This is a genomic window from Chitinophaga rhizophila (genome assembly GCF_019492185.1).
Classification (GTDB): domain Bacteria; phylum Bacteroidota; class Bacteroidia; order Chitinophagales; family Chitinophagaceae; genus Chitinophaga; species Chitinophaga rhizophila.
This window is the reverse complement of record NZ_JAICCF010000001.1, coordinates 1,578,625-1,604,179: the sequence shown is the minus strand read 5'-3', so window position 1 is coordinate 1,604,179 and position 25,555 is coordinate 1,578,625. Positions and strand designations below refer to the sequence as shown.

Annotated in this window: 16 protein-coding genes; 7 read left to right on the top strand and 9 right to left on the bottom strand. The window is 45.9% G+C overall.

Annotation, left to right across the window (positions count from 1 at the left end):
- Window positions 1–339: 339 nt before the first annotated feature.
- Window positions 340–708 carry a hypothetical protein gene (locus K1Y79_RS05950; protein ID WP_220249081.1) on the top strand — a complete coding sequence of 123 codons (369 nt, stop codon included), beginning with the start codon at window positions 340–342 and terminating at the stop codon, window positions 706–708.
- Window positions 709–770: 62 nt separating this feature from the next.
- On the opposite strand, the gene K1Y79_RS05945 is transcribed toward K1Y79_RS05950, so the two are convergent.
- Entirely contained in the window at window positions 771–1,961 is a 1,191-nt protein-coding gene (locus K1Y79_RS05945; RefSeq protein ID WP_220249080.1) for a hypothetical protein, read from the bottom strand.
- Between the two features lie 283 nt (window positions 1,962–2,244).
- Here K1Y79_RS05945 and K1Y79_RS05940 point away from each other — a divergent pair, with 283 nt between their 5' ends.
- The gene (locus tag K1Y79_RS05940; protein ID WP_220249079.1) at window positions 2,245–5,283 is read left to right on the top strand and encodes a sensor histidine kinase; all 3,039 of its coding nucleotides are present in this window, start codon (window positions 2,245–2,247) and stop codon (window positions 5,281–5,283) included.
- Here the strand turns inward: K1Y79_RS05940 and K1Y79_RS05935 are convergent.
- The 7 genes from K1Y79_RS05935 to K1Y79_RS05905 form a co-directional block, all read right to left on the bottom strand.
- Window positions 5,280–5,939 carry a response regulator transcription factor gene (locus tag K1Y79_RS05935; RefSeq protein ID WP_220249078.1) on the bottom strand — a complete coding sequence of 220 codons (660 nt, stop codon included), beginning with the start codon at window positions 5,937–5,939 and terminating at the stop codon, window positions 5,280–5,282. The genes K1Y79_RS05940 and K1Y79_RS05935 overlap by 4 nt on opposite strands.
- 399 nt (window positions 5,940–6,338) lie before the next feature.
- Window positions 6,339–9,125 (bottom strand): hypothetical protein, encoded by a 2,787-nt coding sequence (locus tag K1Y79_RS05930; protein ID WP_220249077.1) that lies wholly within the window; start codon window positions 9,123–9,125, stop codon window positions 6,339–6,341.
- A 43-nt stretch (window positions 9,126–9,168) separates the two neighbouring features.
- Entirely contained in the window at window positions 9,169–11,334 is a 2,166-nt protein-coding gene (locus K1Y79_RS05925; RefSeq protein ID WP_220249076.1) for a hypothetical protein, read from the bottom strand.
- Window position 11,335: 1 nt separating this feature from the next.
- Window positions 11,336–12,961 (bottom strand): HEAT repeat domain-containing protein, encoded by a 1,626-nt coding sequence (locus K1Y79_RS05920; RefSeq protein WP_220249075.1) that lies wholly within the window; start codon window positions 12,959–12,961, stop codon window positions 11,336–11,338.
- A 37-nt stretch (window positions 12,962–12,998) separates the two neighbouring features.
- Window positions 12,999–13,193 carry a hypothetical protein gene (locus K1Y79_RS05915; protein WP_220249074.1) on the bottom strand — a complete coding sequence of 65 codons (195 nt, stop codon included), beginning with the start codon at window positions 13,191–13,193 and terminating at the stop codon, window positions 12,999–13,001.
- A 208-nt stretch (window positions 13,194–13,401) separates the two neighbouring features.
- Window positions 13,402–15,816 (bottom strand): TonB-dependent receptor, encoded by a 2,415-nt coding sequence (locus tag K1Y79_RS05910; protein WP_236059504.1) that lies wholly within the window; start codon window positions 15,814–15,816, stop codon window positions 13,402–13,404.
- Between the two features lie 219 nt (window positions 15,817–16,035).
- Window positions 16,036–16,419 carry a VOC family protein gene (locus K1Y79_RS05905; protein WP_220249072.1) on the bottom strand — a complete coding sequence of 128 codons (384 nt, stop codon included), beginning with the start codon at window positions 16,417–16,419 and terminating at the stop codon, window positions 16,036–16,038.
- Between the two features lie 93 nt (window positions 16,420–16,512).
- Between K1Y79_RS05905 and K1Y79_RS05900 the strand changes: the two genes are divergently transcribed.
- The 3 genes from K1Y79_RS05900 (at window position 16,513) to K1Y79_RS05890 (ending at window position 19,443) form a co-directional block, all read left to right on the top strand.
- Window positions 16,513–17,742 carry an exo-beta-N-acetylmuramidase NamZ family protein gene (locus K1Y79_RS05900; RefSeq protein WP_220249071.1) on the top strand — a complete coding sequence of 410 codons (1,230 nt, stop codon included), beginning with the start codon at window positions 16,513–16,515 and terminating at the stop codon, window positions 17,740–17,742.
- A gap of 109 nt (window positions 17,743–17,851) precedes the next feature.
- Complete coding sequence (locus K1Y79_RS05895; RefSeq protein ID WP_220249070.1) at window positions 17,852–18,970, top strand: DUF4236 domain-containing protein; 1,119 nt, start codon at window positions 17,852–17,854, stop codon at window positions 18,968–18,970.
- Window positions 18,971–19,050: 80 nt separating this feature from the next.
- Entirely contained in the window at window positions 19,051–19,443 is a 393-nt protein-coding gene (locus tag K1Y79_RS05890; RefSeq protein WP_220249069.1) for a DUF5763 domain-containing protein, read from the top strand.
- Between the two features lie 5 nt (window positions 19,444–19,448).
- Here the strand turns inward: K1Y79_RS05890 and K1Y79_RS05885 are convergent, their stop codons facing one another.
- Window positions 19,449–19,799, bottom strand: a complete 351-nt coding sequence (locus K1Y79_RS05885; RefSeq protein ID WP_220249068.1) for a VOC family protein — start codon at window positions 19,797–19,799, stop codon at window positions 19,449–19,451.
- 487 nt (window positions 19,800–20,286) lie between these two features.
- Between K1Y79_RS05885 and K1Y79_RS05880 the strand changes: the two genes are divergently transcribed.
- Entirely contained in the window at window positions 20,287–21,756 is a 1,470-nt protein-coding gene (locus K1Y79_RS05880; protein ID WP_220249067.1) for an RICIN domain-containing protein, read from the top strand.
- 123 nt (window positions 21,757–21,879) lie between these two features.
- The gene (locus tag K1Y79_RS05875; RefSeq protein ID WP_220249066.1) at window positions 21,880–25,488 is read left to right on the top strand and encodes a TraB/GumN family protein; all 3,609 of its coding nucleotides are present in this window, start codon (window positions 21,880–21,882) and stop codon (window positions 25,486–25,488) included.
- The last annotated feature ends 67 nt before the right edge of the window (window positions 25,489–25,555 follow it).

Genomic DNA, 25,555 nt, shown 5'->3' with positions numbered 1-25,555 from the left:
ATTTTATACCAATACGCAAAAAATACAAACTAGTTGGTATTTTATAAGGCGGAGCTTATAAGTAATTTCGGGAGGATAATGTGGTAGTCAACAAATGTCCCTTTTATTTTGATATGCCTGGTGGAGAATGTGCAACATTGGCATGTAAAACAATCATTGTGCAATGCAGAAATAGCAGCCCAAAGGAAATTGTCTTGCTGAAATAACCAGAATGGCTGGATGTCTATTGCGTTAGGCATATAGAGATTTGTATCGTTTGTAATGAGCTATCTGTAAAATTGCAGTAGGCCATACCAAGCGTTGAGCAACTTTATTTATTTACCCCTAAATTATAACAACATGGCAGAATTAGAACCAGGTATTATTATGAGATTCAATCCTCGGACAAATGAACTAATGGCGAAAAAACTTGGGAAGTTTAAAGCAATTTGCTCAGATTCCGTAGAATCCCCGGGTGAGGAGATTTCAATTAAGATTGAATTTGAGATAAAAGTAGACGGTATGTTGAAGAAAACTAAATTCGATCCCGAGCAGATCGACCCTGTTGGCGAAGGGCTGATCTACGTAAAATTTGATAATGTAGAAGAGCAAAGCTTTGATCATCCTACGTTAAAAAACCCATTAAATGTTGTCGTGCCTGAAAGCGCTGCCGCTGGAGTAACTATAAATATGGAGTTCTCCGATATAGGCAAAACGAGATGGGGATGAGAATAATCGTCTAACCCTAATAACTATAGTTAGCGCAAAGCCCCATAATGGGGCTTTACTTATTAACATATGTTATGGAGCTTTATTTTCTTGTTGAGATATTTTTCCAAAAAATTATCCCAATATTGGCATCCTGAAAATTCACCTTTGAAGTAGTAAGCCAGCAGGTTATCATATGTAGTCTCATCCTTGCTGCTTAAGTTGCGAGTTCTTCTCGGGAAGAAAATGCCAAATGATTGCGGATATAGCGGAGATTCAATGTCAAAAGTTGAGTGGGGAGTGCCAATATTAGTTTCACCTGAAGCATTTATCAAATTGCCAATTGCAGTTTTTAGACGTGGCGAATTGACTGAGTTGATATTCTTCTGAAAGTCAATAAGAAAGTTCCTAAGATCAAGAAAGGTAAACGTATCACTTATACTCATAACTTCCGTTTCAGCAAATCTGCCTCGCTCACGAGTATCATATACATAGCAACATAGCTTTTTCTCTCCCAATAGGGCGTCAAAATCTTGCTGAAACAATAATGATAAGTTGTTTAGTTGGTTAAATATATCGTTGTAACTTGTCAATGAGTTTAGTGAAATCGTTATACCATCGTGGTCCCCATAAGGTCGTTGTAATTCCCGCGACTGTCTATAAATAAAAGCTCCTTTTATAATTTCAAATAGTGAAGGGATTTTTACCAACGGATCTGTTGCAATTCCTGAAAATACCTGTTTATATTCTATACCATATTTCGGAAAACCTATATTCGTCCCGCACAGATATTTTACCACCTTCCTTAGTGCATACCCATTCTCAAAAGTCTGCATATAACAATTCACCTGCAGCATCATATCAATCGGAATACCTTCCGGATAGGTATAACCATACGTCTTTCTCGCCATCTGAAACTCCGTCTCAATAATGTCCGCAAACTGAAAGCTAGTAAGGTAATTAATCAGCGGCTGTGTTTCAATGTGGTCATTGATAATAGACATAAATTCATCCCTTATAAGATTGGACTTATTACCCGATAAATAGTCAGATAAAGTAGGTCGCTTGATTGGTATTGTATTCGTCTTGAGGTTGTTTACTATAAATCCCAATACCGTACTCAGGTCTTCTTCTACCGCTAGTACCTCTTTCTGGAAACTTACAAATGCCTGATCGCCGAGTATATTGCTTTTTTCGCCGGCTGATAGGAGTACCTTTTTCAGGTCATTTCGCCTGATGATCCCAAAGCCCGCCCCGTGGCCAATGGTGATCATTATATACCGGTCTGACTTTACCGGCTGTCCACGCTCTGTTAATACATACTCACGGAGGAAAAATGGGACTGCTCCATCTAACCTGTCCGTATTATAGAAGTCTTTGGCTGCCAGGGACTCTTTCAGAAAACATGTCCCATTTGTCCATATTTGTGCCTCACAGATGTTTTTTTCGTCCAAACATAGGAAAATGTATCTGATATTTGGGGAAGCATCAATAGCCTCAAAGATCTCTTTTGTAAAAGTGTCAACCTCCGTTCCTATAAACTGAAGAATTGTAACAATGGTTACTTTAAAGTCACTCATAAGAAAAATTGTTTTGCTGTTAGCCTTGTTGGGGTGTGGTAATAAAATGTGTGGTCAGTCAAAAACAATTGTCCCGTTAAATCTTTATACCCAGGATAATGGCCTGGCATCACTCAATATAAGAAAAATTATCCAGGATAAATATGGTTTTATCTGGCTGGCTACGCAAGGTGGACTAAGCCGCTTCGACGGACAACATTTTACCAATTACCGTCCGCTGGAACCTGACCCTCGCCGCAATATCCTCAATAACGATGTTGCTGATATATCGTTTTCTGCAGACAGCTCACAACTATACGCAGTCACCCCCTACGGCGGTATTTCCATTCTGGATATCAATACAGGATTTGTGCGCAAACAATGCCCGCTAGCTAGTCTGACAGATGGTACCCCGCTGACCGTTACAAAAGCCATCGCTGCCGGCGACACCCTGTTTATAGGAACAGATGAAGGCTATTTCCTGATGTATGATTGTCGCAAACAGAAGATCGTCAAACAAACTTTCTTCCAAACGTATGGCAAGCTCGCATATATCATTTCAAATTATGTGCTATTCAAAAACCGTATCAGTATCTTCCTTTCTAATGGCGACGTATACCAGTATACTACTGACCTCAGATTATTAAATAAAAGCTCCTTAGGGATATCCATCGACCTGTTGCAGGGTATCCAGGTAAATACAATACTACCACTAAGTGATAGTATCTGTGCCCTGGCTACTGATAAAGGTCTGCTCTTCTATGATATGCTTAGGAACCGCCCAGCTACTGCTCCGGCGGATTATACCGTCGTAACTACTTCTTTCAGGCAGGCGGACTGTAAAGATGTACAGCTATACAAAGACAATCTATGGGTAGTGTGCAGTAACCAGGTATGGCGATGTAATATAAAGATCGGTACGGTGACCGAATATACCGCTGCCCGCGATCCGGAGATGCAATCCTGGTTAAGGGAAGCCAAATCGCTGCTGCAAACTGATAATACCCTATACCTTACTTCCGGTAAAGGTCTCGCCGCTATTACAAATATCAATTGTCCCTTTACTGCCTACTATAAATCCAGTGATGGTAAGTTCAGTATCCCGCTATCTTATACCCTTTGTAGCCGCCCTGATTCCGCTGTTATAGTCGCTGCGTCAGATGGTATATATCGTGAACAAAATCATAATCTCTCCAAGATATATACTGGAGAAAATGTACACTTTGTAGCACCCTTTCTGGCAGACTATCTGATAGCTTCACAAGCCGGGAAGACCTTTCTGCTGGACCGTAACTTCAAAGAAATCTCCCTTACCAGCCGCTTCCCTGAATTATCTCCTGTGGCACATGATCTGGTCATCAGCAGCGTCAATATAGGCGATAGCCTGTTGCTGTTTGCCAGCGACAATGCTAATGGCGTTTATTTCTGGTATCCGAAAGCCAGGAAGCTGCATATCGTCAATTCGGGTTCCGATGGCCTGTTTTTGAAAGCGAATACCCTGAATGCCCTATACCTGACAAAAGACAAAGAAAAGGTAGTCATCCTATGTGATAATCAATTATCCGTATATCATATCAGGACAGGCGCTATTGCGCATGCTTCCCTGGTTAACCCTGCCACATCGCTGCCCTTGAATATCATACTTGATATCTGCGAATCCGGTGGCTATTACTGGGCGGCGGTATATGGAACAGGCATTGTGCAACTCGATCAGCAATTCAGGCTGGTGAACATTTACGGCTTGAAACAGGGGCTGCCCACTTCAGAGATCTACAAGATCATTCCCGTAGACCGGCAACTGTATGTTTCAAGTAATAAGGGTATTATTCTGTTCAATACAGCCAGAAAGACTACCCGCCTTTTTACCCGGGACGACGGCCTACAGGCTAATGAGTTTGAAGAGTACAGCGGACTGTCAGCTCATGGCCGTATCTATTTCGGTGGCGTTAATGGCTTTACCGCTATTAACCCTTCACTGGTAAATGAAAACACCATTCCCCCGCGTTTCTACCTTACTCATGTCAATGTGCAGACCAAAGATAAAAGGGGACAGATTGACTCCAGTAACCTCTTACTGGACAGGATGACTATACCTAATAACTGGTTGCAGGCAACTCTTTCCTTTACAGGTATCAACCATGCTAACCCTGCCAGGTTGACCTACCAGTATCGCATCAGAGAAAACGACACAGGCTGGATAGATCTCGGTAAGCAGGATTTTATCAGCCTTATTGGCCTGGGGCCAGGCACCTACCACCTGGAAGCAAGGGCTGCCAATGAAGATGGATATATAAGTCTGCCACGGCTATTGCAAATTGCTGTACAACCCAGGTGGTTTGAAACATGGTGGTTTTACCTGTCTGTGGTATTGTTAATAGCTGCTATTATTTATGCGCTCTATAAATGGCGTATACGGCAGCTGAAGCAGCAACAGGACAGGTTAAAAGAGCTGCGTCAGGAAATTGCCGGCGACCTGCACGATGATATTGGTAGCGTATTGAATGCTATCAAGCTATTTGCCCATATGGCGGAACATGCACCCGAAAAACAACAATACTTCGTTAATATCAAAACTTCACTGAAACAGGCTTCTGAAGGACTGCGGGACATGATATGGGTACTGGATGATAACAATGATGCGGCCGACGAATTACTTAACAGGATACAATATCTTTTACTGCCAGTGGTAAAAGCCTGCAATGTGGAATTGGTGATTGTCAGGAACTTCAGTCAACCAGCAATTCTAGGCAAACGTGAAAAACGCAACCTGCTGATGATCACAAAAGAAGCTGTCAACAACAGTCTGAAATATGCAAATTGCAAAAAGATTACTATTGAGTTCACCGCCTCCGGACAAACTAGAAGTTTGTTGATAAAAGACGACGGCCAGGGATACGCCGAGCAACAGATAGTGCCGGGTAACGGTCTTAAGAATATACAATATCGCGCTCGGCAGATCTGCTACGATGTGCAGGTGCACACTGCCCCTGGACAAGGTGTAGCGTATACACTGGTCGCCCAGCACATCCGGGTTTAAATTTGTACAAGCCTGTTCCTGATGGCAAACATCACCAACCCGACTCTCGTCGTAACTTCAAGTTTCCTGAACAAAGCATCCCTGTATCCATCCACTGTACGTTCGCTTACAAACATCTCCTTGGCTATCTGCTGATAGGTTTTTTCACTACATGCCAGTTTCAGAAACTGTATCTCCCTTTCTGTCAGCCTGGCAAAGGTAGGTAGCGGATTTTTGTCATCAACCAGCTGGTTGATAGACTGCATCACCTTCTGGGTGATAAGCTCGTTATAGTAAGAACCTTTCGACATAATCTCATCAAAGGCGACCTTTAACTCTGAAGGATCCGCATCTTTAAGAATATATCCTTTTGCACCATGTTTAATCATCTTGATGATCGCTGTCTCTGACTCCAGGGTACTCAATGCCAGCACCCTGATGCCAGGAAAGTGTTCCTTCAGATATTCGGTGGTCTGATAACCGTCTTTCCCAGGCATACTGATGTCCATCAGTACAATATCAGGTAGTTGTTCGGGGTTTAACTGCCGGATAAGGTCTTCACCATCTGATGCGGTAAACAGTACCTGGTGATTGGGAAACATGTTAATAACCACTTCTAATCCTTTCCGTAGCATAGCATGATCATCTGCTATCGCTATAAGTCTCATATCTCGCATAAAGATGATTTGGCCGGGGTATAATCTTAAACTGCTAAGTACAAGTTACTAAAAAATCGTATCCGGAATAATGCTGCCGGTGAACTGCTTACTGTTAAAGGCATCGGCAGTCTTAACGGTATTCTTGTGCCAATATGTGGATACCCAAACCGGCACCTGCCTCCTGCATACCCTGGTGTGTTACAGTGAAGTATGGCTACCTCTCTATAAGGAATTTGTTCAGCTGCAAAGTTTCGTTACCCGCCAATGGTAAACAAGCGCTAAAAAACCATAAATGACAGGGGTGTTTCCCCCGGTAGCCTTACTAAGCAGGTAATACGACTAAGTCCTATCCTGCAAGAGAATGGCCTTCTGGTATCTAATATCAGAAGGCCATTGTTATATAACAGTAACATATACTTACTTCATCTGTTCTTCCAGCCGTATCAGGGCATTATTAATATTGCTCATTTGCTCTTTCACAAGCTTCGTATGAGCATATTGTGCCACCAGCTCCTTCAATGACTGGTAACCTTTATTCATCTCTCCGGATTGTAATGCTTTAGCTGCCTGCTGGTATAACTGCTGCGCCGCGTCCTGGTCCGGATCAGCTTTAGGGAAGTGCCTGTATTCAAATGTCTCCCACAATTCATTGTTCCAGGGCCATTGCTGATGTACTACATCTTTGTTCATGCCTTTCAGTATATCAGGAAACTTCTTACCCGTGAAGTCAGGCTCAAGCCGCTGCTGCACCTTACACACCGCAATATATACTTCTGCAGCAGCTGTGGATAAGTCAGCAGGTACCGGACTACCATTCAGTATTCTGACATAATCATTCCATTTTTTCCAGAACACATATACCATCCTGTCTCTAAGCCCGTTTTGTTCAGGTAGTACACGGATGTTTTCTGACAGCTGCCGCAGGAACGCCTGCAAAGCATCCACATTCCCATAAATACTCCTGGCCCAGGTATTTTGTGCCTTTCTGAACAGATGTTCAAGTACCAGATATTGTAATGTTGCTTCCGGAATGTCGTTGTCTGCAGGCGGTGTAGCATACAATTCTGTAATGATCTGCCCAGGCTCCATAGCAAATACCAGCTCAGCAACAGGCCATTCATTATATGCATTATACCAGCCGCTATATTCCCAGTCGTTTAAGGTATTATACCGTTTCCTGGTATGCAATCCCGGCATGGTATGCTGCCTGTACCTGCGGAAGTGTTCCTGCGTAAATAAGGCTAATACCCTGCTTCTGTACTCAAGATCAAGGTAACCGGTACTTTCCAGGTATTTCCTTACCATGTACGCCCCATCTTTGTCTATAGGGGTCAGCAGGTAATCAAGGCTGATCTGTACCAGTTCAGGCGTAACCAGTTTCCCGGTCTGCATAATGCTTAACAGGCGCTGTAGGATGCCATCTGCCTTCGGCAAGCTTAATAACATCTGATATAATGCGATTACCTCGGCTTTCTTGATTGTCCTGTTCTGCCAGGCGTCATTCAGCATTCGTTCTGCTTCCATGAACGTTTGCATGCCATTTTTTTTCAGTAACGTCTCCTTGAAAGCAGGCAGGAAAGCGCCTGTCTGATCGCTTTTATCTGTTTCTGACAACAGCCAGTTAGCTTTTGTCAACGCAACGATGTAAGGAAGTTCTGCGCGTATGTGGGCGTCCTGTGCTGCCAGTTTGCCAAACAGCTGTACCCATTCATCAAGTGGCGCTTGCGGATAATAGGCAATATGCCTGTACAGCACATTGATCATGGCAGGGGCCAGCTGATTGATATCTGCCTCCAGCGTTTTAAGTAGTTTGTATATGACTGCTACTTCATTAATATCTTTCGCCTGTTCCAGCATCAGTCCGAGACTCTGCTTCAGATCAGGTGAGTTGCTATATGAATAGGTGGTTAACCGAGCGGTTACCTGCGCTTTGATATGCGCCGGGAAATACACGCCTTCCATGATCTCACGGAATAATTGCAGCAACGCCTGGCTGTTTTCCGGTGTTACTGCAAATTGAGTGGCCACTTCTGCCAGCTGTATCTTCAGGCGGTGGTCTGTCTCTGTCAGCGCCAGCGAAATAAGAGCTGCTTCTGTCTCTGCCGATTTCCGGCCCATGTGCAATAGTACATGCAATAATTCGCTTCGTAATACCGTGAGCGGCTCTTCCCGGATTGCCGTTATAAGCGCTGGTTCTATTACGGACTGATGGCGGGCGAAATGCTGTTGCAGATAGGGCAGCGCAGCTTCCCTCACATATGGATTGTTATCACTCAACCCACTGATCAGCAGGGCCGGAATATCACTATGTTGTAACAATGTCAGCAGACTGATTTTTAACCCCGCAGCGTTGCTGGCGGTAAACAACTGTGCCAGTTGCTCCTGCAATTCCGGATGCGCTGTAAGCCGGTCTCTGAGTATCGATAACAGTTCCGGTTGATCTGGCATTCGTTGTAGGGCAGCGATAATACCACTGAACAGTGACTCATCTACAGTCTTTAGGTTAGCCAGTAACCGGATGATGGCTGCTCTCACCTGTACATCTGTCTCCGTCAGAATTGAGGCAGACAGCTGACTGATAATCGCAGTAGAGGGTGCCGGTAAGGTGGCCAGGAAACTGATCGCATCCAGCCGGGTGCCACTGCTTTCCAACGGAGATATAAATTGCATGGCCATATCAGCGGCTGCCGGCAATGGGAACTGCTTTACCAGTTGTAACAGTCCGGCTTTAACTGCTGCCGGGGCCAGCGGAATGAACCCACTGATCAGTTCAATAGTAGCAGGTGTTTTATGTACTATATTGCCCAGGCCATAGATGCACTCCAGCTGTATCCGGGTGTCCAGGTCATTAACCAGTGTTTCTGCCAGTATTTCCTGTACAGGCTCTACATGTGCTGCCAAAGCTGCCAGCTGGTGAATAGCCAGTAGCCGTAGTGGCCTTTCAGGTTCCAGGGCTGCAAACCAGCAGAAAGTGTCAATATATGCTTCCCGCTGCGATAACCGGGTGATAGGAATAGCGCACAGCAATTCCAGCATTCGTTTGCGGATGGAAACGGTGGCTTCATTTCTTGCTGCAATGGATAATTTTTCTGCTGCTTCATCAGTAGCGAGAAAAGGTTGCAGACTGTTTAATGCATCCAGGCGTTCTGTCTCAGTACGTTCTGTTGATAATAGTATATCGAATAAAGCTAATTCTTCAGGCATCTTTTTAAGTTATTGGGTCAGCAATGAGTACCGGTACTGTGCATCAATCAGCGAATCCCGGTCCTTCTTCGTCAGCAAATCCTGGTTGTTCCGGAGTAGCGCTGCGCAGCATCTTCTCCAGGTCCATGCCGGCATTGCGCGTAGCATCCTTCAGCGCGCGCATGGCATCGGCATCCTGCTGTACAAATGGCCGCTGCACTATCCAATGCAGCAGGTCAGGTACAGGCGTCCAGGAACTGTTAACAGTCAGGTAGCTGATGTAAGGTTGTATACCAGCGGCAGATTGCTGCTTTTCCAGGCGCTGCCGGAACACCGTTTCCAGCTCGTCTCCCCAGATCAGGCGGTTCAGTTCATCCAGCTGGATAAGATTGATATAACGGCCCCGCTTCTCCAGCAGTGACCATAATCCTTCTTTTAGCTCAGCAAACTGTGGATTGCTTTTCAATATCAGCAGATACTCTTTGAACTTCGACTCATTGCCCAGATCTGCGGTTAACAGCTGGTTCAGGGCATACCGGCTGAGGTTATCGTCAATACCTGCTTTTACTGCCAGGAAGCGGAGTATTTCCACGTCAGAGACCCTTTCCTGGTATATGGAAGAACTGCCAGCCGGATTAAGCGCCGACCATAGTATACTATGCGCCATAGCTGGATTATCATCATAGTACATCCACAGATGCGGGAATATGCCCGAAAAGTCATGCGCTACATCTGCCTTATGTAACCATTGCTCCCAGTTGATATGTGCGCCCCCGGCCTGTGATATGGCACTTTCCTGCACCTTTGTACAGATATCCCTTATAATACTATCCTGCTCATGATCGGCCAGTTGATTGAATACCTGTACGGTAGCCGAAGGTAACTGTGGGATAGTACTGATCTTTTTTGCCAGTGTGCGGCGCAGATCATTCGGGATACCCGGGTGCAACAATACTGGCGCTGCTGCTGCTACCGTCCCGGTATTTGCCCTGGTAAGCGGTATCTGTAATATACCACGGATGCCTGCTTCTTTTATCTGAAGAGAAGGTGCTTCCAGTGCTTTCAGGTAGAAACTATTCAGCTCATCTCCCGGGGTTACTGCTGCTGCAATTGCATTCAGCATCGCCGTACGGCAATCTGTTTGCTGCTCCTGCTCAAACAGTACTACAAACTTTTCAAATAGTGCCGGCCGTTGCGGAATCAGCCTGCCGAGTATCTCATAGATGCGTACGGCCAGCGCGGTTTGTATCGGCTGCTGTACCAGCTCCAGTAGGGCATTGCTGAGGATCTCGTGTTGGGCAGTATAAGGTGCCAGCATATTGATCAGGCCTGCTGCTATACCGGCATCTTTCTCAGTAGCCAGATTCCGGCACAGATGACTGATAATCTCCGGCGTTAGCTTGATACTGTAGGAGAAAGCATGCAGCGCCGCATTCCTGACTGCTGCATCAGGATCATTCCTGCCCGATTCCAGCAAGATATCAATCAACGCCGGATCATCCAGGCCATGTACCGCCAGCAATTGAATACAACGGATGCAGATCAGGGGAGATCTGTCAGTCTTAATTAAATTGGCTAATGCGGCTGTAGGTACGAAAGACCGGTCAAAGCAGAACCGCAATACCATTTCCTTGATAAGAAAGGGCTCCTCCGGTGTCAGTAAACGGCTGATCAATGCCATATCTGCTTCATCCTGCAGCAACAACCTGTTCACCAGTACAAGCTTCTCCGCTTCATCTGTTTTGTCCAGCATCTCTTTGTAAAAGGCCAGATCTTCCGGTGTAGCGGTTATGGGTATCAACAGCCAGGAAAGTATCATGCGGCTGACATCTGCATTATCCTGTTGCTTGTAAAAAGTAATCAGGTGTTGCCTGGCTGTGGTATCTGTAATGGCATATCTGCCGAGGATAGGAAGGATAATATCTCTGCTCTCATCCTGTTTTAAAGATTCAATCAGTATCTGTATGAACCGCTCTTTTACTGCTATCTGCCGCATCCCCGTTACTGCCAGCTGCTGCAGCATATCTGCTTTCAGCCGGGTATCTGTTTCTGCTGCTGTCAGCTCCATCCACTTCTCTGCAATGGCCGGATCGTGCAGGTAGGCGCTCGCACCAGACAACAACGAATACTTGGTATCTATGTCGGAAAGCGGTACCATCTCCAGCATCATCAGTGACTGAGAGGTATTAGCGTTTCTTCGTTCTCTTATCTGTTCTATAATATTACTCATATCAGGATGTTTTCAACGTATTGGGTTTAATTCCTGCAAGTGCGGTTGTCAGCTCATCCTGCTGACTGGTATCCAGGGTTAACTTGATGACAGCATCCAGCGCTTTCTGCCTTGACTGCAGGTCTGTACTTTCATTACGTACTACTGATAACAATACATCAAAACGTTGCTCCACCCCGGGGCGTAGATAGCCATCAAGGCATAGGCGTACCAACTCTCTTTCTGTGTCGTATTGCAGCACGTCTTCCAAAGCAGGCACTATCTGCGGATAAAGTGATGCTACGCCCGCCAATATACCCGCACAGGTAATCCGGAATGGTGATCCCGGTTCTGTCAGCTCTGTACAGAACACATCCACCAGTTGCGGATGCCTGGCTACTGACAATGCTTTTACCTGATTAAACAGTACTTCCCGCAAACTTTCATCACGTTCTTTCCTGAATAGTGCTACCAGTTGATCGATTACCTGTTCTGTCTTCAGACGTCCTATCAGCAACGATAATACCTTTCTGCGTTGGTCAGTATTGGGTAGTCCGTTAATACTTTCAAGCAGCATGGTGCTGATCACCGCGTCCCTGCCTGCATATGGGGTAAGCATTTCTACCAGCTGATTGAACTCAGCATTGTCAAATACGCCCGGATGACTACTGAAAGCACCCGCTACTGCGTTCCGTATTTCAGGTATACGCATCACTGGTTTCAACAGTCCCAGTAACGTTAACCGTACACCTTCAGAACGGTCTGTTGCCAGTAGCTCCGCCAGCTGTATCAGCTGTTCATTACTCAGTTCCGGCATCTCTTTCTGAAGCAGCAATGCCTGCTGACGAATGCCCTCGTCGCTGTCTTTTGTGGATGACCAATACAGCTGTGCCACCATGTCGCCTGTCCAGGGTCGGATGCGTTGCAATGCCAATAGCGCCTGACTGCGCATATATGGGTCATTGTCAGTATGTAACACCTGTATCAGTAATGGCACATAGGCTACGTCCAGTAGTTTGGCATCAGCCAGGCGTTTCAGTATACGTATCCGTACCTCCCTGTCGTTCTTTACATCCAGGTAGGGCTGTAGCGCGGCAACAATTTCAGGTCCCCATGCGGTGCATTTCTCTGCCAGGGTCAGTGCCTGTAATTGCAGGATGGTGGGCGCATTTTTATGCGTAGATAATGCTGCCAGTGCAATATCCTGGGTAATGGCAGGTAGGGTAGATAAGGCATCCTGTACGGCCAGCATTTCCCGTTCACTGAGCTGGCTATCTGCCGCAAGGCTGATGAAAAACGATGCCAGCCGGCTATCCTGGTGCAGACTTTCCTGTAACCGGTATAACAACGCGGTGCGCGTATCTCTGTCTTTTTCCTGCTGGAATACCTGCAATAAGGTATCAAACAATACACGGAGGTCGCTGAAGCGGGAAGTGTTTAATGACGACAGGAAAAACAGCAGCTTGTCACGCGTTTCTTTGTCTTTGGTTTGCGGAAGTACTTCCAGTAACGCGGTGGTCACTTCCGGTACATGCAGCTGTTGTGAAGCCAGCTGAATGATCTGAGCCTTAATTACCTGTTCAGCATGCGGGCTGCCCAGTACCTTGCGGATCAGTCCCGGCAGGGAATGTTGGGTCGTATTGTCCATCCTTTTCAATTAGATATGATATAATAAAAGAGCGCAATTACAATGTCTCAATCGCCTCTATACTTTCTGTTCTGATAATACAGCGTTTGCCTTCACTGGTTCTGATTTCTACTGCTCCGGGATAAAGGGTGCTGACAATACCCTGCAAACGCACGCTCGTCAAAAATAGGGTGAGTGGCTGTTGTTCTGTATAACTGTTTTCCAGTATTTTCTCGAACAGGCTAGTTGACATGACTTCCGGGTTTTTATGAGGTTACGTAATAAAATACTGCATATTAGCCGGCCAAAAATAACAAAACAATGTAAAACGTGTTCCCCGTATATGTTAAAATAATAGTAAACGTTGAGGGACATTGGATAAAACAAAGCGGCCTGCACGCTGTTAGGTGTGCAGGCCGCCGAAATATATGACTATCCGTTAAGACATGTATAAGCGTATGTTAGAATCTGAAAGTAACATTTGCTGACAAACGTCTTGGCATTTGTTTTTCCAGGGTACTCCATCCGCCGAAGTATTCTTTATTAGCAACGTTATCCAGTTTCACACCCAGACGGTAAGACTTTGCATTGTAGAATACAGATGCATTCAGCACGGTATAAGAAGGCAATGTGAACAGACCCGTGTAAGATGTATTGCTGATGAAGTTCTCACTGGCATAGTTACCACCAAAACCTAATCCCAGTCCCTTTACTTTACCTTGTGTAAAGGTATAGCTGATCCAGGCGTTAGCCAGGTTAGCCGGACCTGCAGATACTGGCCTTCTCCCTTTCAGGTGAGCATCAGATTCTACCATTTTGCTGTCATTGTAGCTATAACCAGCTACGATATTCAAGCCCGGAATCGGGTTAGCTATCAGATCAAATTCTACCCCTTTACTTTTCTGTGTACCATCCTGAACGGTTACGTTATAGCTGGTACCATCACGCAATACGGTTTCCTGACGGGTCATATTGGTAACCAGCAGGTCATAGTAGCTGGCAGTTAACGTCAGTTTGTGATTGAATGCATCCAGCTTTACTCCACCTTCCCACTGGTTAGCCTGCTGGGGCTTGAAGATGTTGTTGTAGTCAGGCAGTATACGCTGCCCGGGAGCTACGTTGCTGAATCCATTCATATAGTTACCAAACACGCTCACCTGGTCTTTTACGATCTGGTACACCAGGCCCAATTTAGGGGATACCGCTGTCTGGCCATATTTGTCCGAAGTAGTATTGGTCGTAAAGTCTTTATAGCCTTTGCTTTCAAAACGGTCTATACGTACGCTCGCCATTGCTATCAACGCGTCTGTGATATTCAGTACGTCAGATACATAAGCGCTGTACACCTGTGCGCTGTTACCGTCTTTTGTTACTGGCTGTCCCGCCAGATTAGCATCTACCGCCGCTTTGTTCAGCTGACCATAGCGTGGATCATCATTACGGGTGATGTTCACAAAATCAAATAGTGCGTAAGCTGAGTTATTATTTACTGAGCTGACATCAGAGAAGTCCAGGCCAAATACCAGGCGGTTACGCAGGTTACCAATCCTGAAGTCACCGATGAAGTTCTGCTGTATGTTGGTAGTAGTAGTGGTAGAATTTTGATTGTAAGCAAAGCGTGATAACAGTGTATCATTTGGTGGCGTCTCTGCTGTAGGACCAAGATCCAGTAACATTACGTAGGAATAGTAACCATTGCTCTTACGTACACTTCTGGAAATGTTAGTCTGAGAAGACCATTTATCAGAAAACTTGTAAGTTGCCTGTCCGTATAGGTTCAGGGTAGGGGTCTTGTAAGTCAGATCATTGCTGGTATAAGATCTGTTGAAGTCCATATTCAGTTCCTCCGGTGTACGGGCAAACAGCTGACGGCCTCTGTTCAGGAACAGCATCATTGCATTGGTGCTTTCGGCTGAATAGATCTCAGTATTGATCAGAAAGGATAATTTATCATTCACCTTGTATGACAGGCTGGGAGCAAAGAAGAAAGACTTCTTAAAACCTGCATCCTGGAAGCTGCCCTCATTGTGATAAGCTGCATTCAGACGCAGTAAGGCACTTTTATCTTCATTCAGCGGTGTATTTACATCAGCTGTAATACGGTTCAGGCCAAATCCGCCAGCGGTATAACTAACTTCTCCGCCAAAGCTGTCATAAGGTCTTTTAGTTACTATATTCAGTAAACCACCGAAGGAAATAAAGCTGCTGCCAAACAAAGTGCCTGATGGACCTTTGATCGACTCAATACGCTCGACATTCGCAGGATCAATGCCTCCATTTGTCAGACCAGGCACACCATTGATCATGGTTGGCTGTACTGCAAAACCACGCATAGAAAAGTAGCCTGCACCATCACCCGGACGACCAGTAGAAGACCACAGTCTGTTCACGCCAGGCGTATTCTTGATCGCATCGTCAAAGTTTGTTACGATCTGCTCCTGCATCAGTTCTTTGGAAACAACATTATATACCTGCGGGTTTTCCAGGTTTTTGATAGGCAGACGCGCCACATAGTCAGATTCTTTCTTTGCAAACTTGCTGCGGCCAGTAGCTATTTCCACTTCTTTCAGCTGTATATCGGAAAGCTGCAGGGTAATGTTCAGCTGTGTGGTATTATCAGCCGTTACCACCACCATTTCTTCTTTCACGCCATGACCTACCAGTCTTACCAGCAACGTATAATTGCCCGGTTTTATATTATTGAGCAGGAAAGCTCCACTCTCATCTGTAACAGCAGATTTCTTAGTGTCTTTAAGCATCACTGTTACCATAGCGGCTGGCTTACCATCTGTAGTCGTCACAATTCCTTTAATGACACCATTCCCGTCTTCCGCATTATGAGCAAGAAGCACGCATGGACTGAAGGCTAGTATCATCAAAAGAAACGTTTGGAGAAGTCTCATATGTTCACTTATTTGGGCCGCAAAGTTGGGGCATAACGGACTTCTCCGTTTACATAATCGGGAAAATGATTTACGCTATCCGGAAAAAAACAATAGGGAGCCCTTCCGTTCCGTAAAGCAGTATGTTCCTGCCGGGGCCGGTTGCTGGAGTAACTATTACTGCAGGTCTTTATTACATTGTATATGGGGGTATTATGAAAGTGGGTGCGTAACCCACCAGGTATTGCCGAATGGATCTTTGATACCGGCGCTTCTGCCATAGGACTGGTCAGCCGGCGGCAATATACTTTCTGCTCCTTTATCCAGCGCCCGCTGATATGCGCTGTCGCAGTCTGCTACATATACAAAAATTCCTGCATTCTGGCTGGCGTATTCATCTGTCTGCTCAGCTACCATGATGGTACTACCATGTATGTTGATTTCTGCATGCATGATCTTTTGATCATCGCGCATCGTTCTCATCTGCTCAGTAGCGTCAAATATGTCTTTGGCAAATGTGATGAAACCGGCTGCGTCTTTAAGAATGAGATAAGGCATCACGGCCTGATAATTAGGGGGGAGGTTTAATGCTGCCATTAGTTTTTATTTAGGGGCCCGTAATTCCGGGTATGATTAAATGCAGGATGATCGATAAAGTTAATTATTTTGCCGGTATCGTAACTTGTCAATATGAAGATAATATCCACAATAGCCTTGCTCCTCAGTCTGTTTATATCATCAGGTACTTTGCCTGACAATATGCTTAATTCTCCTGCCGGAGACGACAAAAAAGAAGAAATTATAACAGGGGCTTGTCAGACCGAAGCTTATCTGCCTTATTTAAAGGGCAAAAGAGTCGCAATATTGGCAAATCCGACTACGGTGATAGGAAAGGTGCATCTGGTAGATAGCCTGCTTAAAAAGGGCGTTAAAATCGTTAAAGTGTTTGGTCCGGAACATGGCTTCCGGGGAAATGCCAGTAATGGAGCCAAGGTAAAAGACGAAAAAGATGCGGCTACCGGTTTGCCCATCATCTCTCTCTACGGCGCAAAACGTAAACCTGCTGCTGCTGATCTCAAAGATGTGGATATCGTCATCTTCGATATACAGGACGTAGGCTGCCGCTTCTATACTTACATTAATGTACTCCGGGATGTGATGGAAGGCTGCGCTGATAATAACAAGGAACTCCTGGTGCTGGACCGTCCCAATCCCAATGGATACCTGGTTGACGGACCGGTACTGGATATGCGCCTGAAGTCAGGTATCGGGCAGTTCCCTATACCGGTAGCGCATGGTATGACCATCGCTGAATTTGCCAAAATGATCAATGGTGAAGGCTGGCTGCCCGGCAAAAAGCAATGCCGTCTGAAAATCATTCCGCTGAAGAACTACCAGCATGATCTGACCTACACCTTACCAGTTAAACCATCGCCTAACCTCAATACACAGCAAAGCATCCTGCTGTATCCATCCACCTGCCTGTTCGAAGGTACTATCATCAGCCAGGGCAGGGGTACCCTGTTTCCGTTCACCATATTGGGCAGTCCTGCACTGAAAGATAAATATGCGTTTTCTTTTACTCCGGTAAGTATGCCAGGTATGAGTGAAACACCCCTTCACATGAACAATGCCTGCTATGGCCTGGATCTGCGCAATTATGACACTGATACACTGCGTAAACAGAAAAGGATTAACCTGGACTGGATGATTGCACTTTATAAAGCATATCCTGATAAACAGCGGTTCTTCGACCGGAGTCAGAGTAAACAGATGGGCAATATCGACGTACTGGCCGGTGTATATGATTTCAAACAACAGATTATTGCCGGAAAGACGGCTGATGAAATCCGCGCCTCATGGGAACCTGCCCTTTCCGGATATAAGCAGATGAGGAAGAAATACCTGCTGTATCCGTAAGAAAGGGGATTTTTCCGGTATTTGCCTGTACCTGTTTGTGCATGTATCCATTTCTTTGATCTTTGCTTCCAGCCACAAAAAACTATCATACCCCCTAATTATTTATCCCATGGCATGGAGCTATAGAAAAAGAATCAGGATCATCCCCGGCGTACACCTGAATATCAGCCGCAGAGGTATCAGCACCACAATTGGTGTGAAAGGCGCTAGCCTTAATTTCGGCCCCCGCGGCACCTATCTGAATACCGGCATACCCGGATCTGGCCTGTATAACAGGCAACGGATATCGCCCGCACGCAGCACCACTCCGCAACATATACCGCAGGATGTGGCAGTACTGGAACCAGCATCGCGTGGTAATATTTTCAGTGTTGCGCCCGACGAGGTTACCAGTAATGATATGCAGGGTATAAAAGACACGATCATTGCTGCTCATCAGCAGAAAAAGGAGTTAACCCTGGACCTGGAAAAGGTCAAGATGGCCCTGGCCTCATCCAGGTTGAAACTTACGCTGTCATACATATTCCTCATCGGATGGATAGTAAAGAAAGTGTCTCAGCAACTGAAGGATGCCATTGCTGCACAGCAGAATGCTATTCATCAGATCAGCGAACAACTGGAGAACAGTAGTATGACGATGGATGTTGAGTTTGATGAGGGTATGAAAGGGAAATTCGATGCACTGAGCGAAGCCTTCAAACGGCTGTCTGCTGCCGATAAAGTATGGGACGTCACCAGCGCAGTATCTCAGAACCGGGTGGCTGCAAGATCTGCCGCCTCCACACTCATCGAAAGAAGACAAGTCTCCATCGGCATCCGTAATATACCCGATATCAGTGCGGCTATTGCCCCATTATGGCTTAAAAATGCAAATGGTGCCGACCTGTATTTTTACCCTGCCTTCCTCATCATGTATGACTCCCGCGATCAATTTGGCATCATCGGTTATGATGAACTGGACTTTGACTATGGTCCGATACGTTTTGTAGAGGATGGCCCCGTTCCACGGGATACCCAGGTCATTGACAGAACATGGGCCAAGGTAAACAGGGATGGTAGCCGTGACAAACGGTTCAAAGATAATTATCAGATACCCATCGTAAAATATGGCAGAATCAAACTGCGTACCCGCAACGGTATGCATGAAGAATATGACTTCAGTAACTATGAGGCGACGGAACTATTCAGCAACGCCTTCCTGAATTATGTCAAGGCCCTTAAAAGCTGAAACAGCAATACTTCCTGCATCTTGCCGCCACGCACGATGCATGACCCTCAGATACCAGATCACCCAAACCTCATAAGTGAATGGACGTTACCCCGTACAGAAAAGATAAACAAACCCGGTGGATCAAGGCCGGTATCCTGATTGTATTAGTGCAGCTCCTGGTTATATTCAAACCGGGGCTGCACTCACAGTCGGTCTATAAAACGCCTTATGGAAAGAAATACCATACTGCTGATTGCAGAATGGTCAAAAATGTATCGCAGCAGCTAAGTCTTTCCGAAGCACGCCGCTTACACCTTGAACCCTGTCTGATATGTCATCCGGAAACGGAAAAAGCCGCAGTATTGCCGCGTAAAAAGCCTGCAGGTACCGGTGCTACCGTACGTTGTAATGGTATTACAAAGAAAGGTACCCGATGCAAGCACATGACCAGCATCGCCAATGGTTATTGCTTCCAGCACCAACCCGACTAACCGGCTTATTCCACAAAGTGCCAGCATACACCGGCAATATCTATAATGTTCACCTCCTTGCCATAAGGTTGCTGTACCGGTTTGCTTAGTTTGATGCCAAACCTTTCCGGGAGCTGCTTCTCAGATACTTCTTGCCAGAACGCATCGGCATTCTCTATGCCCACCGTCAGCATAAAGTTCTGCGCGAAGTCAACATTGTCATATTGCTGCAGGATAAACGTGCAGCCATCCTTGGCGAAACTGACATAATCCCCCGCATCCCAGGCTATGGTAAATCCTAATTCCAGAAATAATTGCTTTGACGCGGCAAAGTCACGACCGGATGGTACAAACGGGGCTAATGAGAGGAACTTCATAGCTGCATTTTTTTTTGAATCAATGAAGGATCTCCAAATATAACCAAATTCACCCCGGCTTTCTCTATCATTACCTGTTAGATTGACAGTATCACTGCGAAATATGATCGGCTAAAAATACCCGCCAAAAGATTTTGCCAGCTCCTCCGGAGTACTTACATTTAAATGTAAAGTCTACAATTAATCATTCGTCAGCCTGATGCCTTTCCGGTTTTTGAGCAGTACACGACCCCGGGTAATTATTCCGAAATATGCATTTGTACGTATAGTGTTTGAAGAACTCGCGCAAATTTACCTGATCTGAGAGAGAACCCTGGAACAATATGCTGGCAAATTTCCTTTGGACGAAGAAGGGTAGTACAAGCGACGGCCAAGCGACGGCCAAGCGACGAACAAACGATGAAAAAGCCCCTTGTCTGAAAGTCCGGGCTCCGGTATCCTCCTGGTGAACAAGACCCTCATGTTTTATTACAATAAACTTTCACGTATGAAAAGAAAACTTCCACTGCTTGCTGTTGCAATTATTCTCTTTTCCTGTCAAAAAGACATGGATGATACTCTGGACAAACCCCTGCCTGTTCAGGGCCACCTGGCAGCTGCTGCGGCATTGCCATCTGCCGATTTTAAAGGTGTAAACTGGGCTGATGTACGCGATAATTTTGCCGATGATGAGCTGGTGCTTTCGGGTACTACTATCAATGATAGTTATGCTACCATTCAGACGAAAGCTGATTACATCCTGAACGGTTTTCAGTCTGCCGGGGCCAATACCGTTCGCCTGCCCGTCAATCCTCCCACTATACTCGGTACCTGGTGGAATGCCTACAAAGGCGCTATTGACAAGGCTGCCTCGAAAAATATGAAGGTTTTACTCGCATACTGGGAAGGATCCTCTTCCCGTAATGGCCTGATTGATAATACCACCAGCTTCTGGCAGATGTGGGACGCCATCGTTGCCACCTATCGCAATAATCCGCTGATCTACTTTGAAGTATTCAACGAGCCGCATGGTTATAGCGCCACCGATCTGCTGAACATATATAACCAGTTTATCAACAGGTACCCGGGTGTGCCTAAAAACAGGTTTGTACTGGATGGTACCGGCTACTCCACCGGCGTTAACACCGTAGGCGCTGATAGCCGCTTTGACAGCTGTCTGCTATCCTTCCATGACTACACATGGTTTGAAGCCAGTAAAACAACTACCGCCGACTGGGAACAGCCGGTTAAGTCCCTCAACTATCCTGCAAGAACGATTGTCACAGAGTTTGGTACAGTGATGACTGATGGCACTAATTATACCGGCGCGCCAGGTTCTAATGTGAATAATACCTACCTGCAGGGAATGACTAACGCCATGCGTGAACTGGGTGTTGGCGGCATTTACTGGCCAGGTCTGCGTACCGGCGATACGTATAGCATGTTTACCACCAATGGCAGTGCCCTGGCTGTTAGCAACAACTCCGGTCTTACGCGGTTGAAATATGCATGGGGGACCGGTACAATCACACCCCCTTATGCGGCTTTTACTGCAGGCACCTATTACAGGGTCACCAATAAAAACAGCGGTAAATCGCTGGAGGTATATAATCAATCCACCGCTAATGGTGCAGCTGTTGACCAGTGGGACTATTGGGGCGGACTGAATCAGCAATGGTCATTCACTGCCCTGAGTGGTAATTACTTTTCAGTGATCAACAGGAACAGTAATAAATCGCTGGATGTAAATGGGCAGTCTACCACTGCCGGAGCCGGTATTGTGCAATGGGACTACTGGGGTGGGAATAATCAGCAGTGGCAGATCATAGACATAGGCTTCGGATACTATAAGCTACTGAACAGGAACAGCGGCTTTTCGCTGGATGTGAACGGACAATCTACCGCTAACGGGGGCAGCATTATCCAGTGGAACTGGAACAGTGGGGCCAACCAGCAATGGCAGATTGTGACTCCCTGATAACTAACGTTTTGTTGCCATAAAACGAGAGACCGTTCTTCATTCGGAAGACGGTCTCTTTCTTTAAGGAAAATCAGTAAGAAAGTACAGCGGGCATCTAAATACTTTACTATTTTTGTGTATATGTTAGTACGTAACACCCGTTCCCGGCAATCAATGTCCGGTTTATTACCCCGCATGACATGTCTTGTATTGCTTGCATTGTTCATTTGTCCATTTATGCTGAGGGCGCAGCATAGCAAAAGAGCTGGATATCAGTTGCTCTGGCGGATAGAAGGCCCCGGCATCACCACACCGTCATACCTTTTTGGCACCATGCACCTGCAGGAACGAAGGGTATTTGAGTTCAGTGATTCTGTATTACTTGCGCTGCGCAATGCGGAAACCTTTGCGATGGAGGTAGATATGGATTCCGTGATGACGTATATGCTTGCTCCTGGTGGTCCCCTGCAGGATACGGTCAACTACATGCGCCAGCTATTTACCCCCCAGGAATATAGTTTTGTGGATAGCCTGGTTAAGAAGAAGTCAGGCGTGACCATCAACCAGTTGAACGTCAAAAGACTATGGTTTCTGGAACGGCTGCTGGAAGATGAAGATGAGGTCATCAACAAAACCGCCGGATCGGGCGCTAAGGCCGAGAACATCTTCCTGGATGGCTGGTTGCATCAGAAGGCGACTTACCTGAATAAACCTGTTTATAGCCTGGAGAAGGTGGAAAATCAGCTGTCTTTTATGAGCGCAGAGGTATCTGCCTTACAGAAGGATATTTTCCTGGAAACAATCGGTTATAACAGTACCGACACCGATCGACCGGGAGATGAGGAGATATTTGATGCCAGAGTGTCCTTCCTGGATTCACTGGTTAAGATCTATCATGAAGGCGATCCTGACAAGATCTATACGATGGTAGGCAACTGGGAGGATCATGGTAACGGTCCAGGCCTGCACAAACGGAATATTGAGATGGCTGATAATCTGGCAGCGCTGGTTACCAGAAAGAGCGTATTCGCCGCTGTCGGGGCTGCGCATCTTTCAGGCTCAGGAGGTATAATTGCGCTACTGAAGTCTAAAGGTTTCCGGGTAAATCCTGTAACGGCTACATTCACCGGTGTTGCCAGGAAAGAGCGTCAGCGGCTGGATAGCGTTAAAGGTTATACTATGAACAGGATGGCCGACGGGTATAGCGTATTATTTCCCGGTGTGCCGATGGCATATCCTATTCCAGGTATGAATAAGAGCATGTACATGGGTACTGCCGATAATGAAGCTGCCTTTGCACTTTCTATGGATCTGCCGCACCTGGGTAAATCTGAACGAGAGCTGCAGGATATGCTGATTGAGAATATGGCGGCACAAGGTAAAGCAGTCATACAAAAGACTTACCCCATCAATTACAGAAACCTGCCAGGTACAGAAGCAATTATGTTACAGGGGAAGACGCCCTTCTACCTGCGGTTGTTTATCCGTAACAACAGGGCATTTGTATTTATGTATGCGGCTGAAAATGCCGATAGCCTCGCCCGGAAAGAGTTCTTTAAATCTGTAAGATTCTATGATATTGTTCGCTCCGCAAGTGTGTATGATACGCTGAAGCGTCCTGCTTTGGGCTTTTCAGCCGTTATACCGAATGATGCCAGTTATGTAAAAGCTGAACATAAAGGGGAGGGGCGGCCGGTAGAAGCTTACTCTGCCCTGGATGATGCTAACCATGTATCTTACGTAGTACGTGTGGAAAAAATGAAAGCAGGGTATTACAACCTGAATGATGACGCTGCCCTGGAAGGTATCCGGTATGTATTACTGCGTCAGGACTCCACCATGCAGCTGATTGATTCGGTGACAGTTAAAAATGACGAGCGTAGCGATTATCAACTGGTATACCGTCACCAAAGCGGTTATATCTCACGTATGCATTTTATATCCAGAGGAAACATCGCCTATAGCATTTTATGTACATACGATGGTAACAATCCTGATAGTACATATTGGAAAGGCTTCTTTAACAACTTCCGGATATTACCGCTGAAAGCAACAGCGTTAACAGTGCCCTACCAGTCGCCGGATAGTAGCTTTACTGTCAATGGACCCGCAAAATTCACTGTCTATGGTAATGATGAATCATCTACAGAAGACTGGCGTGATGTGTATAATGTGTTGGATACAACATCCTATTCAACTTATATCGTTACGGTTAACAGGTATGCCGCTTATATACAGGGGCAGCCGGACAGCCTCATGAAAGCATTCCTGTATCCTAAAGATTCCGCTTATATAATCACCAGCCATAATAAGTCAGTAGTCAACGGACTGACTGTATATGATACAGAATTGAAGGTGGCTAAAACTACACTGCGTTGTTTCAGAAGAATAGTTGTAGCAGGCCATACCATCTTCAGCTTGTCGGCAGTAGTGCCTGAAGAGGTGGCGGGAGAAGGCCGCGCAGGTCAATTCTTTGCCTCGTTCCGTCCCGGTAAGAAAGTGCTGGCAGATACGCTCAGGCTGGAAGATAATAAGCTGGGCAGGTTCCTGCATGACCTCCAGGGAGTGGATTCAACGGATTATGAAAATGCACTTCAGCATATTTACAATATGGAGATTGATAGCCTGAATAAACCAGTAGTATTACGGGCTTTGAGACAACCTTTCCCACTGGATAGTACCGGATTCACCCGGTTGAGGGTATTGCGTTCAGTAACAGATTACTCACAGGATAGTCTGCTGGATGTTGCAGTATACCTTTTCCATCAGTTGAAGGATACTAATGCACGTATTAATGTGTTGAAATTCATAACAGCGTTAGCCCCCGATACAGCTATACATACCGCTTTGCGGCTTGCCCTTGAGATTCCGGAAAATAACCATGCGTTTAGTAACATCTTCAGCTACCGTGGGATGAACGATACGCTCTTTGAAAAACGGCTGCCCGAAATTATTACTGCTGCTGCGCAATCAGGTTCTATTCTGCAGCACCTGGTCATGTCTACTTATTACGATTCTCTGTGGATCGCACCTAAGTTTACACAGTACAAACTGGATGGATTGATGCCACAGTTACTGGCACTCTTTGAACGGCAGGTGGCCGCATTGAATGCCCACCGGACAGATGACGAGCAGCTGCCGCTCTGGAAGTACCGCGTCAGGGCAACCGGCGATATCCTGTCCGCTCCGGGTATGAACGTGCCGGCAGATCAGTTATTCAGCAGATTCCTTTCGGATAGTATTTTCCAGTTGCGGGCAATGGCAGCGCGTGGCCTGATGAATCATAGCATCAAGGTGAGCGATAAGGTGATTAAAAGTATAGTAGATGATAATTCGATTGCTCATACATTCATCAAGACAATATATGACGATAAGCAGCAGGCACAGATTAAGCGGGTGCTAACACAGGAAATAGTGAACAAAGCATATGTTGTTTCCTATCTCTCGGATGATGATTATGATATTACAGATATTGAGCAGATTACCCGCATCAAAGTAAAGTATGAGAAACAACCAGCTGTATGGCTCACATTGTATCGTTACAGGTACGATGCGGAAGAAGGGGAGTGGATTTACGCTTTCAGCGGACCGCAACCGGCAGACACAAAGCAGTTTAACCTGGAGCCGGAGTTATATCACCGCGTGGAAAATCCCGAGATTATTAAGAATAAAAAAGAGCTGAATGCCGAAGCTGTCAGGGCGTACAAAGAGTACCTGGAAGAGCAGAAAGCAGCAGCAGAAGAACAATAAATAGCGTAATCAGGGATAACAGGTACAAAAGAAAAGCCGGATAGCTGCTCACAGCTATCCGGCTTCC